Origin of the sequence: Kaistella jeonii (assembly GCF_000812865.1) — a bacterium.
GTDB lineage: Bacteria > Bacteroidota > Bacteroidia > Flavobacteriales > Weeksellaceae > Kaistella > Kaistella jeonii.
Map to the genome: position 1 here is coordinate 80,528 of NZ_JSYL01000004.1, position 14,993 is coordinate 95,520.

Genomic DNA, 14,993 nt, shown 5'->3' on the forward strand with positions numbered 1-14,993 from the left:
TTAGAATTTTTCCTGGATTAAAATCTCGATGAGATCCTGCAAAACTCTTTGAGAAACAAAATTGGCAAAATCATTTCTTTCCAAATGCGGAAGAAACAGTCGGTTTGTTTTCTCGAAATCTTTCACACGAATGGAATAAAAAACGGTTCCGATCTCATTATTAAATTCATCAGAATTGGGTCCTGAAACTCCTGTCGTAGAAAGAGAAATGTCGGTGTGAAATAATTTCAGAGAACCTAAACTCATTTCCTGAGCAACTTCCGCTGAAACCGCAGTTTTTTCTGAAATGGTTTTTTCTGAAACACCTAAAATTTCTATTTTTTTATGGTAATCGTACGGAATTATTCCGCCCAGAAAATAGCTGGAACTTCCGGAAACCGAAGTGATCAATCGGGTTAATTCTCCGCCGGTGCAGCTTTCTGCGGTGGAAAGCGTGAGTTTTTTTTCGATCAGCAGTTCTTTCAGAATCTCCTGAATTTCGTTGCCATTCCAGGAAATTACTTTTTCTCCTATTAATGGTTTCAGTTTTTCAGATTCTTGTTGGAGTTGATTTTTTAATTCCTTTAAATCATTACCGGTTGCAGTTAACCTAAGTTTTACGCGATTTCCGATGGGCAAATAAGAAAGAGAAATATTATTCGGTAACGCCAATTCCCAGTCTTCAATGGTTAACGCCAATAAACTTTCAGGAAAATTAACGACAGAAATAATTTGAGATTCAATATGATTCAAAGAGAATTTATTTTTCAGAAAAGGAATTATTTTATCTTTTATCAAAGGTTTTACTTCGTACGGAACTCCGGGAAGACAAATGGTAACTTTGCCATTCTCTTCAATCATCTGACAAGGTGCAGAACCATTTTCGTTCTGAAAAATTATGGCTTTTGATAAAACAACCGCTTGATTTCTATTGATCTCCAGTAAATGTTCGCGATTTCTTTTGATGAAAAGTTTTCTCAAGTGGTCAAAAGTTCCGTCATCTAACACCAGTTCATCATTAAAAAACTCAGCAAAAGCAATTTTAGTCTTGTCATCTTTCGTTGGTCCTAAACCACCGGTTGTTATAATGATGTCGCCGATTTCAAAAGCGGTTTGTAATGTTTTTTTAATCGTATCGAGCGTATCGGAAATGGTAAAAATCTGCACAACCGGAATTCCAATATCTTTGAGGTGATTTGCAATAAAGTTAGAATTCGTATCAACGGTATTTCCAGATAAAATTTCGTCGCCGATGGTGATGAGAACTGCTTTCATTTTTAAATTTAAGATGATAAAATTACGGAATTTAGGAAAGGGATTTTATGTATTTGAAAGTTATTTTGCCTTGTTCATGATAGATTTCATAAATCTTGTTTTTTCAAAATGATTAATCTGAAGATGGTTCAATTCTTGTTAATAATAGAGGGAAAATCTTTCGGGAGAAGAAGTAGATTAAATTTTAGCCCCGATTGAACGGCATGTTTGAGCTCTCCCGATGCAATGGGAAGCGAGTAGTGAAAGCGGGTTAATCTTTTTTACAACAAATTAATCTTCATGCTCCTAAATAAAAATTAAAAACTTAAAATATGATTACAGTTATTCCTGATGTGCCCGATAATGTTGCTGCATTTAAAGCGACCGGAGAAGTTTCAAAAGAAGATTTTGAAAACCTTGTTTTCCCTCACGTACAAGCGAAAGTAAATACTTTTGACGAACTCAATTATCTGTTTTTTTTGGATACAGATTTGGATCAGTTTACTGCAGGAGCATGGTTTCAGGACGCTCTTTTGGGTCTGAAAAACATAACCAAATGGAACCGTGCAGCGATCGTAACGGATAATAATAGTGTTCAGAATTTCACGGCAATTTTCAGTGTGATCATGCCGGGAGAAGTTGAATTTTTTCCAACAGACGATTTAGAGAATGCAGTTTTCTGGTGTGCAAACGGGAACGAAGTGAATGATTAAAGAATTCATTAATAAACAATTCAATATTTAACTTAAATCAAATAATAAATTATTATGAAACCAAACTTAGGAATTACAGCGAAGAATTTAGAATCAGTAAATGGCGTACTTAACAATGTTTTAGCCGATGGAAATGTACTTTATATTAAACTAAGAAAATTTCACTGGAATCTTTCGGGAGATAATTTCATGGAACTTCACCTTCTTTTTGAAGATCAATATACTGCGGTTGCAGAAGCGATTGACGAAGTTGCGGAAAGAATCAGCACTTTGGGCGGAGTTGCAATTGGAACGACTTCTGAATTTGCAAAAATGTCTCTGCTTAAAGAAAAACCGGGAAAAATACCGATGGTTCAGGAAATGTTGCGCGAATTAGTTGGCGATCACGAAACGATCGTAAAATCGCTGCGTAAAAATTTAGATGTCGTTGAAGATAAATATGGCGATGCGGGAACTTCAGACTTCTTAAATGGTTTGATGCAGGAACACGAAAAAATGGCTTGGAAACTGAGAAAATATTTCAAGGAATCTTAATCTGCGAAAAAATAAAATCTCTGTTTTTAAAGTCCTCAACTTAAATCCCTCTCCTAAGAAGAGGGACTTTTTTGTTAGATTAAATTTTGTTTTTATTTAAAAATATCTTTCAGGAAAACTTTCATATCATTCCAGGATTTTTCATCGGCTTCTTTATTATAAGCAACCTTTAGATTAAATTTTTTACCTATTTCTGTTGAAGCAGGATTGGTGAAAGAATGAACCGCATTCGGATAATCGATGAAGGTATATTTTACGTGAGAAGAGTCCATTTGTTTTTTAAAAGCCGCAATTTCTTCTGGCGAAACAAAAGAATCTGCCGCACCATTGCAAACCAAAATCGGGACTTTATTATTTTTTGGTTTGATGCCTGTCATTAAATTACCGTGAAAACTTACAACTCCTTTCAAATCACTTTCTTGTCTTGCCATATTCAAAGCTTGTGCGCCACCAAAACAGTATCCAATGACGGCAATTTTATTATAATCGGCGTTATCAAATTTTAGAATTCTCGCTTTTGCACCATCAAAAATCATTTTTGCATTCACTGGAATTTTATAAAAAGGTTCGGTCAATTTTTGAGCATCGGTCGGATTATCGACTACTTTTGCATCGCCGTACAAATCTACCGCCATTGCAAAATAGCCTAACTCAGCCAATTGTTTCGCGCGGTCTTTTGCGTAATCCCTTAAACCCCACCATTCTGGCAAGATCATCACGACAGGTTTTGCTTCATTCGAACCTTCTTTGTATGCGACAAAGGATTTATAATTTTTCCCGTCGACGTTGTAGGAAATATCTTCTGTTTTCAATTTATTTGAGGATGATGTTGTCATATCATTTGAAGTTGATTTCTCTTTACAGGAAACTGCCAGAAAAAAGAGAAACAGTTTAGAAATTTTCAGAATATTCATTGTTATAGATTTTGATTTATTAAAAGTAACGAAAAAATCGCTATCAAACTTGATAACGATTTTTCCGATTCTGTATTTTCAATTCTTTAATGAATATGTTTTTCTGCGTGATAAGAGCTTCTGACCAAAGGCGAACTTTCAACATGTCGGAAACCTAAATCTTTTGCGAAGATTCTGTACTCTTCAAATTCTTCAAGATCAACGAAACGTTTTACGGGCAAATGTTTTTTGCTGGGTTGCAAATATTGTCCGATTGTAATCACATCAACATTTGCATTTCTAATATCTTCAATGGTTTGCATCACTTCGTCTTTTGTCTCGCCCAAACCAAGCATTAATCCTGTTTTTGTACGATTTTGCCCGGCTTCTTTTAAGTATCGGAGAACTTCTAAACTTCTTTCGTATTTTGCCTGAATCCGTACTTCTCGGGTTAAACGTTTTACAGTTTCAATGTTGTGGGAAATAACTTCGGGGTTTACAGAAATTAATCGGTCGATATGTTTTGTAATTCCCTGAAAGTCTGGAATTAATGTTTCCATGGTCGTTCCAGGTGAAATCCTACGAACGGCATTTATAGTTTCTGTCCATAAAATGGAACCCATATCTTTTAAATCATCACGATCGACAGAAGTTAAAACCGCATGTTTTATTTTCATGAGTTTAATAGACCGCGCTACTTTTTCAGGTTCGTCCCAGTTTACATCCAAAGGTTTTCCGGTTTTCACGCCACAAAATCCGCAACTTCTGGTGCAGATATTTCCGAGGATCATAAAAGTTGCTGTTCCTTCACCCCAACATTCACCCATATTCGGACAACTTCCGCTTTGGCAAATCGTGTTGAGTTTATATTTATCGACCAAAGTTCGAAGTTCACGGTAATTTTTTCCTGTCGGAAGTTTTACGCGGATCCATTTTGGTTTTTGAAGTGGTGTATCGAGAAGCGTTTCGTTCATCTTTAAAAGTAAGTTACAAATTTAGGGAATTTGGAATTGTTTTCATCAATCTTCGAACTCCTTTGTTTTCAATAATTCTGAGAGGACTTTTTTGGCGCGCATGATTCTCACCTTCGTATTGGCAACGGTAATATTAAGTTCTTCCGCGATTTCTTTGATGCTTTTCTCTTCAAAAAAACGCAACCGAAGAATATCCTGATATTTAGAGTCTAAACTTTCAATTATGGTCACAATTTGTTTCTGATCTTCAGCTGAAATTAAGAGTTCTTCCGGAGATAAAGCAAAATGGTTTTTAAAATCATCGAAGTTATCGGTAGAATCTTCGTTTTCGCGACTTTTCTTTCGCCAGTAATCGATAACTGAATTTTGTGCAATGGTTAGAATCCAGGTTTTAAACTGAAAATTTGGATCGTAGAGATCGAGTTTTGCTAAAACTTTAGAAAAAACAGAAACCGTAATTTCATCCGCTACATTATCGTTCTGCACTTTCTTCATCACAAAACTGAAAACATCAACCCAAAAAAGATTGATCAGTTGCGTTTGAGCCTTTTGATTTTTATTCTTAGCGAGTGAAATAAGCGTTATAAGATCTGTATTTTTCATTGCGAAAACAAATATAACCAAATTTAAAGCGGAGATCAACATTTAGAAAATAAACATATTTAGCTACACTTCATTTTAAAATTAATTTAAATTCCTTACTATTGCATAGTTATAAAATCATACAGAATGAATCCAAAGAAAAAATATAAAAAACAGATCCTAAAATCATTAAAAGAGCTTTCAATTTCAGAAAATGTATTGCTCGAAACGATGACTAATTTAATGTTATTAAAGGAATTGAAAGAAAATAATATAACCTTTAAAAAAGGAGACACCTTCTCTTTTGAAGATAATATTTTCGATTACAGTGAAGATAAAAACATCCGAAGAATCTCCAAACTTCGAAAAAAAATGCTGAAAGTGATGTTGAAACTGGTTGATAAAAATAAATTAAAAGACAAAGAAATTGAATTTCTAGCTTAAAATTTAATTTTCGAAATCCCCGATTTTATTTAAAATAAAGATAATGATTTTTCAAAATTTCATTATCTTTATTTTTTAATTTACTTATAAAATGAAATTCGGACAAGTTGAAGACCCGTCGCAAGTTGACTTTACCTTACCAAAAGATCACAAGAGCACTGCCAAAATTCTAAAAAAATCGAAAGCAAGAAACCTCGAAATGTGCATCGGCTGTGCAAAATGGAATAAAACCGATTTAAAAGGATTTTATCCAAAAGGAACGAAAGACGAACTGACCTATTACGCAACTCAATTTAATTCCATCGAGTTAAATGCTACTTTTTACGGCATGCCGAGTGAAGAGCAGGTGGAAATATGGAAAGATAAAACACCCGCAGATTTTAAATTTTTTCCGAAAATTACCAATACTGTTTCGCATTTTCGCCGTCTCCTAAATATTACAGATGTTGTGACCAAATTTGCAACAGCGGTTCTCAAATTTGATGAGAAACTAGGAATGGTTTTTCTTCAGCTTCATGATAACTTCAAACCGAAAGATTTTGAAAGATTAGAAAAATTTATTCAGGATTGGCCGAAAGAAGTTCCTCTTGCAGTAGAACTTCGCAACGAAGAATGGTTTTCTGATGAGGAAATCTTTAACAAAACCTGTGAACTTTTCGAGAAATTCAAAATCACCAATATCCTTGTAGATACCGCTGGAAGAAGAGATATGCTTCACATGCGACTCACAACTTCTGTTGCTTTTATACGGTATGTCGGTGCGAATGCCGAAAGCGATTATACGAGATTAGATGACTGGTTGGAAAGAATTAAAATCTGGAAAAATGAAGGTTTAGAAAAACTCTATTTTTTTGTGCATCAAAATATCGAAAAAGCCTCTCCACTACTCTCTTCTTACTTTATTGAAAACCTCAACAAGGAATTTGGAACTGAAATTCATATTCCTGAAATGGCAGATATTAAGACGAAGTTTTAATTATTTGTTTTATAAATAAATTAAATAGATAAAATAAAAGATACATTTGTCTTTTATTATTTTTTTCTGTACTAAATTAGCGAAATAATGTTTTCAAAATCATGCGAGTACGGAATACGAGCTTCTATTTATATTGCTAAACAATCTTTAAAAGAGCGGAAAGTAAGCCAAATGGAAATTGCCAATGCAATTGCATCGCCGGTAGCATTTACTGCTAAAATTTTGCAGAAGCTGACGAAAACAAATGTTTTACGCTCGAATAAAGGACCAAATGGTGGTTTTTTTTTAGATCAAAAAGATTTGGATGATGTTAAGTTGTGGGATGTTATTGTTGCAATAGATGGTGATGGATTACTAGAGGATTGTATGTTGGGACTTCGGAAATGTAATACTTTCAAACCGTGCCCTTTGCATAATAGTTTTGTTAAAATCAGAGCAGAAATCAGAGAAACTCTAGAAGGCACATCGCTTCGTTTTTTAGCAGAGGAAGTTTCTGACGGAATTTCATTTTTGAAGAGGTAAAAATTTTTTCTCATAATAAAAGACAGATTTGTCTTCTAACTTTATTTTTTATGAATAATTCAATATTTGGAGAATCGGGAGTACAGATGACCATCTTGCTTGTTTTGGTTCCAATTCTCGCGGGTTTGGTAATTGCGATTGTAAAAACCTACGGAACTTATAAAAATTTGATTGGCAGAAGGAAGCTGCACGAATTTGAAAAGAAAATGGCAACGATGTCTCCGGAGGAAATTGATCAATATGAGCAGAGAAGAAAAGAACTCGAATATCAACTTCCGCAGAACGAATTATCAGGAAACCTTGCCGCTTCAGATGCAAAGGGAATTATCAATAATATTAACAAAATTGATGAGATACGGGTAATTCCTCACAAAAGAAGTCCGCTTGCTCAAAATTATATCTCACCCGAACTTTCAAAATTAATTCTATATTTTCTGGGATTTTCTGTCCTTTGGCTTTTAGTAGGAACATCTGTCGGCGAATATCTTGGGATTAAATTTGTTGCTCCCGACGTTGATCATCAAAGCTGGCTAAGTTTTGGGCGACTTCGTCCGGTTCACACCAACCTGGTTTTTTGGGGTTGGTCCTCCTTTGCAATGGTCGGTTTATCCTATTATGTTATTCCACGAGTAAGTAATGTCGAAATTTTCAACTTGAAATTTGGCTATTACTCTTTAATACTAATGAATATAGCCGTGATTTCAGGATCAATTGCTTTAATGGCGGGAATGAATAATGCCGGTGGTGAATACCGCGAATATATTTGGCCGATCATGGGATTATTTGCAGCGGGAATTATACTGTCACTTTACAATTATTTAATGACGATCGCGCGGCGAAAAACTGAAGAAATTTATGTTTCTAACTGGTATATTGTTGCTGCGATGATGTATGTCGTGGTGATTTTAGTCGTTGCTTATTTACCTTTTTGGCAGCATGGACTCGGCGAAACAATTATCCAAGGATATTATATGCACCAAGGAGTTGGGATGTGGTTTATGTTTCTGACACTAGGTTTGATGTACTATTTCCTTCCACAACAACTGAACAGACCTATTTACTCCTACAGTTTAGGAATTCTAGCATTCTGGACACAGATTTTATTCTATACTTTAATAGGTAGCCACCACTTTATTTTCAGTGCTATTCCTTGGTGGATGCAAACTGTAGCTATTGTAGCAAGTGTTGGAATGGTAATTCCGGTTGTTGCAGGAACTACGAATTTTCTGTTAACCTTCAAAGGAAACTGGTATCAACTGAAATCAAGTTATACGCTTCCTTTTTATCTTATCGGAATTATTTTCTATTTTACCGGCTCAATGCAGGGAACTGTTGAGGCATTTCGATATACCAATCTGGTTTGGCACTTTACCGATTTTACCGTTGCGCATTCACACATGACGATGTACGGAATTATTACCTTTATGTTGTGGGCATTTATCTACACGCTCGTTCCAAGATTAACAGGGAAAGAACCACCAAAAATCTGGGTCGGAATCCACTTTTGGCTCGCTTTGATCGGCTTAATGTTTTACATTATTTCTTTAATGATAGGATCTACCGAAAAAGGATTGCTTTGGATGGCGAAGAAACCTTTTATAGAAAGTGTAGTATTAATGGCGCCGTTCTGGTTGTGGCGAGCAATTGGCGGAACCATGATGTGGATCTCTCACTTTATTTTTGCTTATAATTTTTATAAAATGGTGAATGGAAGAGATGAAATTAAAATTCCGACTACACCAGCTGAAGTTTTGGCAGCAAAGAAAAAACTTCAAAACACTGAATTTATCCCAATTAAATAATTACACATGAATTTTTATAGTAATCATAAACTGCTATTTGGGTCTGCAATTGTATTTTTCCTATTTTTGACTTTAAATATTGCTATTTTGCCTGCGATCCAAAATCAGCAGGTCTATAAACCTTTGCCCAATTCAAAACCATTAACTAAAGATGAATTGGCAGGAAAAGCCCTGTATGTTGCAAACGGCTGTATCGCTTGTCACACCCAACAGGTCAGAAGTGTTGAGATGGATAAAGTATTCGGTAGCAGACCAAATATTCCTGCAGATTATGCCAGAAATCAAAGAACTGATGTATGGAGAAATACCGCGAATTTATTAGGATCTGAAAGAACAGGACCGGATTTAACAAATATTGGAGAAAGACAACCAAGTATTGACTGGCAATTGCTACACCTTTATCAACCAAGAGCGGTAGTCGCTCAATCGATAATGCCGGCTTTTCAGTGGCTTTTTGAGGAGAAAGAATATTTAGCGAAAGGTGATGTAGAAGTAAAAGTCCCCGAAAAATTTCTTTCTCACAAATCCAAAAAAATTGTGGCTAAAAAAGAAGCGCTTCAATTAGTTGCTTACCTGTTATCTTTGAAACAGACCAAATTACCAGATGGTATTTTAGCGCCGGAATTCTTGTACAAACAAACAGAAAAAGCAGCAGCAACAGTGGCGGCAGGAGCTTTACCAGATGGCGGAGAATTGTATAATGGTAACTGTGTTGCTTGTCACCAAGCTACTGGCGAAGGTTTACCAGGAGCGTTCCCTCCATTAAAAGGTAGTCCTGTAGTTTTGGGTGACGATTTAAAGGTATATGTAACCATTATTATGAAAGGCTATAATGGAAGACCAGGATATGGCGTAATGCCACCTGTAGGTACCACTGCTAATTTCACTCCAGAAATGGTAACCGCTTTGATGAATCACGAAAGATCAAGTTGGGGCAATGCCGCAAAACCAGTGACTTTAGAAGAAGTTAAAAAAATATATGACGAGATCAAATAATCTTTTAAAATAGAATTATGAAAAATTATAAAAAAATCATTTCATTTATATTGATCCTTACCGCAAACTTTGCATTCGCTTGTGAAGCGTGCAAATTGCAGCAACCAAAAATTACCCAAAGTTTCACCCATGGAAGCGGACCGGACAGTAAATGGGACTGGATGATTGTCGCAGTGATCGCAATCATTACGATTTACACTTTGTTTTATTCTGTAAAATATTTAGTAAAACCAGGCGAGAAAAATAGAGATCACATCAAAAATTCTATTTTAAATTAAATTTAAAAAGATGACCAAAGATAAAACCACCGTCCTGCTTTTCATCGATGAAGATCAACAACCGATTGCTGATCTTGAGACTCCGATTGTTTTCGACTTTGATACTTCGAAACTGACCGATGGAGACCATACCTTGAAAATAGTTAGCAGATCACCTTCTGGCAGAGAAGGCATTCGTAAATTAAATTTCATTGTAAAGAATGGACCTGCAATTAGTATTGAAGGATTACAGGATGATGACATTGTTGAAGGGACTTTTCCCTTAATGATCAATGCTTACGACAAGGGAAATCTAAAAAGCTTTGTCATCGAAGGAAGCGAAACGCCACAAACCGTTCCTGTCTGGATGTGGGTTTTAATTATTTTGATCGCCGGTTGGAGTGCTTATTATGGCATCACCTATTTCAACGGATTTCCTATGTAGTTTTATACTTTTCAATATTTATATCGGTTTCAAATTTTTTGAGACCGATTTTTTTGACCCAATTTTAAAACGTTGCACAGTCAATATCAAAATTAAAATTTTGAACCTCATCATTTGAAGTTGTTATCTGTTTTGTAAAGCTGTGAATTACACTGTAATTTCCACCAATAAAGTAATAGAATTCACATACATTAATGACGATGGTTTTGCTAATAATTCAACTGAAACATTGCCATTACCTGCAACATCACCACTATTAAAAGTTCCGCTCTCAGGAGTTAAAAGTGTTGCTACATAAAGCGGTGGATTAGCATTATTACTTACCTTTAAATTAAATTTTGCAGTTATAGGTTTCCAGGCATTAATGTCCTGAACATTATTTTTCAAAGGATCAATTATAGAATTGTTGATCCGTTCCGCGATATATCCATCGCTGTTTTCAACTTTAATAAAATAGACTAGATCTTGTTTGTTAGGATCTTTAACATAATCAAATGAAATGCGGTAAAACCCGTTCTGATCACTTCGAACACTTGCAACCTGCTCTGTTTTTATGCAACTCGCGTAACCGCAGTAATCGCGGTATTCCCTTTTCACACTGACCAAATAGTTAGGAACAGGTACATTTCTTTGGAAATCATATACTTTTCCTGTCACCTCAGTTTTATTAACATCAAGCGTTTTAATTACATCTTCACTCCTGCTGCTGCAGGATATCAAGAAAAAACTGATATAAACTAAAATAATATTTTTCATTGCCTTATTTTAATTAAATATACTAAACTTTATGAAACGAAAAACCACAGAAATTAATCCGTGGTTTTTAAATATCTTAAGAATCGTAAAGTCTAAGCTTCACAACTTGAACAGCTCACAAAATTCACCATCATTTCTTTCGAAACAGAAGAACTTCTTTGGTAATACAAAGTTTTAACTCCTTTCTTCCAGGCTTCGATATAAAGGTAATTCACATCTTTTACCGGCATCGTCGAAGGAATCTGTAAATTTAATGATTGGGCTTGATCAATATACTGTTGTCTTTGTGCAGCCTGAGAAATAATTTCCATGGGAGAAATTTCTCTAAACGTTTTGAAAACAGCTTTTTCCTCTTCACTCAATTCTTTCAGATTTTGTACAGAACCGTGATTCAACATGATCGTTCTCCACGTATCTTCATTGTCCAAACCTTTTTCCTGAAGCAATGTTGCGAGGTATTTGTTCTTTCGCATAAAGTTTCCTTTCGCCAAACCTGCTTTATAATAATTCGAAGCAAACGGTTCAATTCCAGGAGAAGTCTGTCCTAAGATTGCAGAACTCGAAGTGGTCGGAGCAATCGCCATTGTCGTCGTATTTCGCATTCCGTAGCCTTTTAATAATTCCGGTTCACCGTAAATATTTGCCAGTTCTTGTGAAGCTTGGATTGATTGTTCCTTGATCTGACGGAAAGCTTTTGCATTAAATTGAGTCGCCTCAAAACTTTCAAACGGGATCATGTTTTTCTGCAAATAAGAATGATAACCCAAAACCCCTAAACCAAGCGCTCTGTGACGCAAAGCAAAGTTTCTCGCACCAGTTAAATAATAATTACCATTCGTTTTTTCAATAAATTCAGACAAAACGGCGTCTAAGAAATAGATCGCCAGTTTCACTGCATCAGTATCTTTCCATTCATCATACAATTCTAAATTCATGGAAGATAAACAGCAGATAAACGATTCTTCGGCGCTCGAAGGCAACATAATTTCGGAACACAAATTACTTGCGTTGATCGTCATTCCAAGATCTTTGTAAACCTGTGGTTTATTTCTGTTCACGTTATCGGTAAACAAAATATACGGCAAACCTTTCTGTTGACGACTCTCTAAAACTCGCGCCCAGATCTTACGTTTGTCCATATCGCCATCGATCATATCCTGCATCCAGTAATCGGGAACGCAAATTCCTGTGAACAAATTCTGAATCGGACTTCCAATATCCTTAATCGATAAAAATTCTTCAATATCACCGTGGTCAACATCCAGATACGCGGCAAAAGCACCACGACGAACGCCACCTTGCGAAACCACATCCATTGCGGTATCATATAATTTCATGAACGAAACTGCACCCGAAGATTTTCCGTTGTCGGTCACCGCTGTTCCACGATTCCTCAATTCTCCAAAATAACCCGAAGTTCCACCACCGATTTTTGTCTGCATAATAACCTCGCCCAATTTGTGCGTAATTCCTTCAATATTATCCGGAACGTGAACATTGAAGCATGAAATCGGAAGTCCTCTCTCTGTTCCCATATTTGCCCAAACTGGAGAAGAAAAACTGATCCACCCTTTTCTGATCATCTCTTCGAAAGCCGGTTGCAATTCGGGTTTATATAATCTTTTCGCAGCGGCTGACGTAATTCTCAGGATCGCACCATCTACAGTTTCGCCTTTCAATAAATAGCCACGGTTCAGCATTTGCTCCGATTCTTCGTTCAGCCACCAGATTTTCGATTGTTCTTCCATAGTTTTTTTCTCTAAAATGCATCGAGATACATTGTGTTTTTTATTTTTTTTGAAGCATTAAATGCTTGCTTTTTATTTAAATTGTACCCGCTTTTCACTGTATCTTTTTTGTCATTGCGAAAAAAGTGAAGCAATCCCTAAGGAGATTTTTGCAATCGCAATAACAAAAAAGGATGCCGTTTCAATCGGGGCTATAAATTTCTGTCTTTTTTCTTTCGAAGATTTCTAATTCCACAAAGAGGTCGCCGCGATGCGGCTCAATTAAAATGGTCTTTTTTAATCTACAAAGGGTTCGCCGCTCTGCGGCGACTTGTACAAGTTTCTTATTTTTCGTTAAGTCTATCATAGACTTTCAACTCTGCAGACTAAATTACCAACTATTTTTGTTTATAAGATTTAATGGCGTCATCCAGGATTTTCAATAAAGAACTTTGGACAGTCGTTACTTTTTGTGATTTATAAATTCTCATATCATTAGCAAAATTAGTATAGAAAGGACTCATAAAGTCAATATCCTTCAGAAGATCTTCGATCTGAAGTAACATTTCGCTTATCGCAGCACTATCTTTTGATAATTGAATTTTTTTATTTAAAATTTCTAATTGATCGATCTGGCTTGTGGAGGCTGTTTTCATAATAATAATTTTTGTGAATTAATTTAGAGAATTATTCTCTACTAACCGATAAGTTACGATTTTAGTTTTAGTAAGATTCTTTCAATTTAGATGACCCAAATTTCAATTCACAAATTCTTTTTTACTTTAAAACTTATCGACGCTCGCTTCGCTCGCGCCACTTTTATTCTATAATGCCAACTGCGCCCCGACTTGAACGGAAATCCTTTTAGTGGAGCAACGCGTGACAAAAAGATTGGGAGTGGAAGGTGGAAAAGGCGCCCAAATAAAACTAGAACAAATCGTTCTCCGTAATACTCTTATCGTGTTTCGTATAATCAACCGGTCTTTTTGCAAAGAAATCATCCATTGAATTGGCGAAAACTTCTTCTTCAAACCAAACCATTGGTCGATATTGTTCCGGGGAAATATTGTAACGCTTTTTCATACCAATATTTTTCAAGCTATCATCAACTCGATATTTCATGAAGTTCAACAAATCATCTTTACTAACATTGTCAATTTCTCCCATTTCGAAGATCCAGTCCAGAATTTCTTCTTCCAATTCGATAGAATGATCAACCAAAGTATAAATATCTTGAATGTCAGAATCGGTTAACAGATCTGGTTGCTCTTCGCGGATCTTGTTGATCAGATACATTCCTGCGTTGGCGTGAATCTGCTCATCAACGGAAGTCCAGGCGATAATATTGGAAACATTTTTCATGTAACCTTTGAATCTTGTAAATGACAAAATAATCGCAAACTGAGAAAATAAGGAAACGTTTTCAATCAGAATACTGAACAGCAAAAGGGAAGAAACATATTCTTTCGGCGTTGTCGAATTCGCGTGTTTCAAAACATTGGAAAGGAAATCAATTCTTTTCTTGATCGCCGGAATTTCTACAACCTGATTAAAAGAATCGTTATATCCTAAAACCTCCAACAATCTTGAATATGCTTCGGAATGACGAAATTCACACTCCGCGAAAGTTGAACCTAAACCATTCAATTCCGGTTTCGGCATGTGATTGTATAAATTACCCCAAAAAGTTTTTACAGAAACTTCGATCTGAGCAATGGCTAAAAGAGCATTTTTAATCGCATTTTTTTCGTGAGGTTCCAGTTGAGACTGAAAATCCTGAACGTCTGCGGTGAAATCAACCTCGGAATGTACCCAAAATGATTTGTTGATGGCTTCTACGAACTGTAGAATTTCCGGATATTCGAAAGGTTTATAGCTTACTCTTTTGTCAAAAATTCCCATGCTCGATTGGTTTACAAATTAGATGTTAGTGATCTTTGTGGACAAAATTAACGAATTGGTTAAAACGCTGATTTTCTGAATTTTAAAATAATTTTTTATCCACAATTTTCTGAAGATTTCTTCAGACGTGTGAATCACAAAAATAGAAAATTGATGTCTATAAAGAAAGGGCTAAATACTAAAAGTCTGACTTTGAACCTCAAAAGTTTTCCACAAAGACACACACCTTGCTCTGTT

The 14,993-nt window shown here is 35.6% G+C and carries 17 protein-coding genes; 9 read left to right on the forward strand and 8 right to left on the reverse strand.

Going from position 1 to position 14,993, the window contains the following annotated elements:
* Positions 1-1,254, reverse strand: a complete 1,254-nt coding sequence (locus OA86_RS07980; RefSeq protein ID WP_039351491.1) for a CinA family nicotinamide mononucleotide deamidase-related protein — start codon at positions 1,252-1,254, stop codon at positions 1-3.
* 311 nt (positions 1,255-1,565) lie between these two features.
* On the opposite strand from OA86_RS07980, the gene OA86_RS07985 reads away from it, so the two are divergent.
* On the forward strand, positions 1,566-1,946 hold the full coding sequence (locus OA86_RS07985) for a SpoIIAA family protein (RefSeq protein ID WP_039351494.1): 381 nt from the start codon (positions 1,566-1,568) through the stop codon (positions 1,944-1,946).
* 54 nt (positions 1,947-2,000) lie between these two features.
* A complete protein-coding gene (locus tag OA86_RS07990; RefSeq protein WP_039351497.1) occupies positions 2,001-2,480 on the forward strand; it encodes a Dps family protein in 480 nt (159 codons plus the stop codon).
* A gap of 92 nt (positions 2,481-2,572) precedes the next feature.
* Here OA86_RS07990 and OA86_RS07995 read toward each other — a convergent pair whose 3' ends face one another.
* The 3 genes from OA86_RS07995 to OA86_RS08005 form a co-directional block, all read right to left on the reverse strand.
* Positions 2,573-3,394 (reverse strand): dienelactone hydrolase family protein, encoded by an 822-nt coding sequence (locus tag OA86_RS07995; RefSeq protein ID WP_052257450.1) that lies wholly within the window; start codon positions 3,392-3,394, stop codon positions 2,573-2,575.
* An 86-nt stretch (positions 3,395-3,480) separates the two neighbouring features.
* Positions 3,481-4,347 (reverse strand): lipoyl synthase, encoded by an 867-nt coding sequence (gene lipA, locus OA86_RS08000; protein ID WP_039351503.1) that lies wholly within the window; start codon positions 4,345-4,347, stop codon positions 3,481-3,483.
* Between the two features lie 45 nt (positions 4,348-4,392).
* Positions 4,393-4,950, reverse strand: a complete 558-nt coding sequence (locus OA86_RS08005) for an RNA polymerase sigma factor (RefSeq protein WP_039351798.1) — start codon at positions 4,948-4,950, stop codon at positions 4,393-4,395.
* A 126-nt stretch (positions 4,951-5,076) separates the two neighbouring features.
* On the opposite strand from OA86_RS08005, the gene OA86_RS08010 reads away from it, so the two are divergent.
* The 7 genes from OA86_RS08010 (at position 5,077) to OA86_RS08040 (ending at position 10,371) form a co-directional block, all read left to right on the forward strand.
* A complete protein-coding gene (locus OA86_RS08010) occupies positions 5,077-5,373 on the forward strand; it encodes a hypothetical protein (RefSeq protein WP_039351507.1) in 297 nt (98 codons plus the stop codon).
* 91 nt (positions 5,374-5,464) lie between these two features.
* On the forward strand, positions 5,465-6,349 hold the full coding sequence (locus tag OA86_RS08015; RefSeq protein ID WP_039351511.1) for a DUF72 domain-containing protein: 885 nt from the start codon (positions 5,465-5,467) through the stop codon (positions 6,347-6,349).
* A gap of 87 nt (positions 6,350-6,436) precedes the next feature.
* Positions 6,437-6,871: an RrF2 family transcriptional regulator gene (locus OA86_RS08020; protein ID WP_039351513.1), complete on the forward strand. Its 435-nt coding sequence runs from the start codon at positions 6,437-6,439 to the stop codon at positions 6,869-6,871.
* Between the two features lie 50 nt (positions 6,872-6,921).
* Positions 6,922-8,673, forward strand: a complete 1,752-nt coding sequence (locus OA86_RS08025; protein ID WP_039351515.1) for a cbb3-type cytochrome c oxidase subunit I — start codon at positions 6,922-6,924, stop codon at positions 8,671-8,673.
* A gap of 6 nt (positions 8,674-8,679) precedes the next feature.
* Positions 8,680-9,669 (forward strand): cbb3-type cytochrome c oxidase subunit II, encoded by a 990-nt coding sequence (locus tag OA86_RS08030; RefSeq protein WP_039351518.1) that lies wholly within the window; start codon positions 8,680-8,682, stop codon positions 9,667-9,669.
* 17 nt (positions 9,670-9,686) lie between these two features.
* Entirely contained in the window at positions 9,687-9,947 is a 261-nt protein-coding gene (locus OA86_RS08035; protein ID WP_039351521.1) for a hypothetical protein, read from the forward strand.
* A 10-nt stretch (positions 9,948-9,957) separates the two neighbouring features.
* Complete coding sequence (locus OA86_RS08040; RefSeq protein WP_039351523.1) at positions 9,958-10,371, forward strand: hypothetical protein; 414 nt, start codon at positions 9,958-9,960, stop codon at positions 10,369-10,371.
* 147 nt (positions 10,372-10,518) lie between these two features.
* Here OA86_RS08040 and OA86_RS08045 read toward each other — a convergent pair whose 3' ends face one another.
* From OA86_RS08045 to OA86_RS08060, 4 genes are all read right to left on the reverse strand, one after another.
* Entirely contained in the window at positions 10,519-11,127 is a 609-nt protein-coding gene (locus tag OA86_RS08045) for a hypothetical protein (RefSeq protein WP_039351526.1), read from the reverse strand.
* A 92-nt stretch (positions 11,128-11,219) separates the two neighbouring features.
* Positions 11,220-12,875, reverse strand: coding sequence for a ribonucleoside-diphosphate reductase subunit alpha (locus OA86_RS08050; protein ID WP_039351527.1), 1,656 nt, complete (start codon positions 12,873-12,875; stop codon positions 11,220-11,222).
* Between the two features lie 377 nt (positions 12,876-13,252).
* Positions 13,253-13,510, reverse strand: coding sequence for a hypothetical protein (locus tag OA86_RS08055; RefSeq protein WP_039351530.1), 258 nt, complete (start codon positions 13,508-13,510; stop codon positions 13,253-13,255).
* Positions 13,511-13,781: 271 nt separating this feature from the next.
* The gene (locus tag OA86_RS08060; RefSeq protein WP_039351533.1) at positions 13,782-14,756 is read right to left on the reverse strand and encodes a ribonucleotide-diphosphate reductase subunit beta; all 975 of its coding nucleotides are present in this window, start codon (positions 14,754-14,756) and stop codon (positions 13,782-13,784) included.
* Between the last annotated feature and the right edge of the window lie 237 nt (positions 14,757-14,993).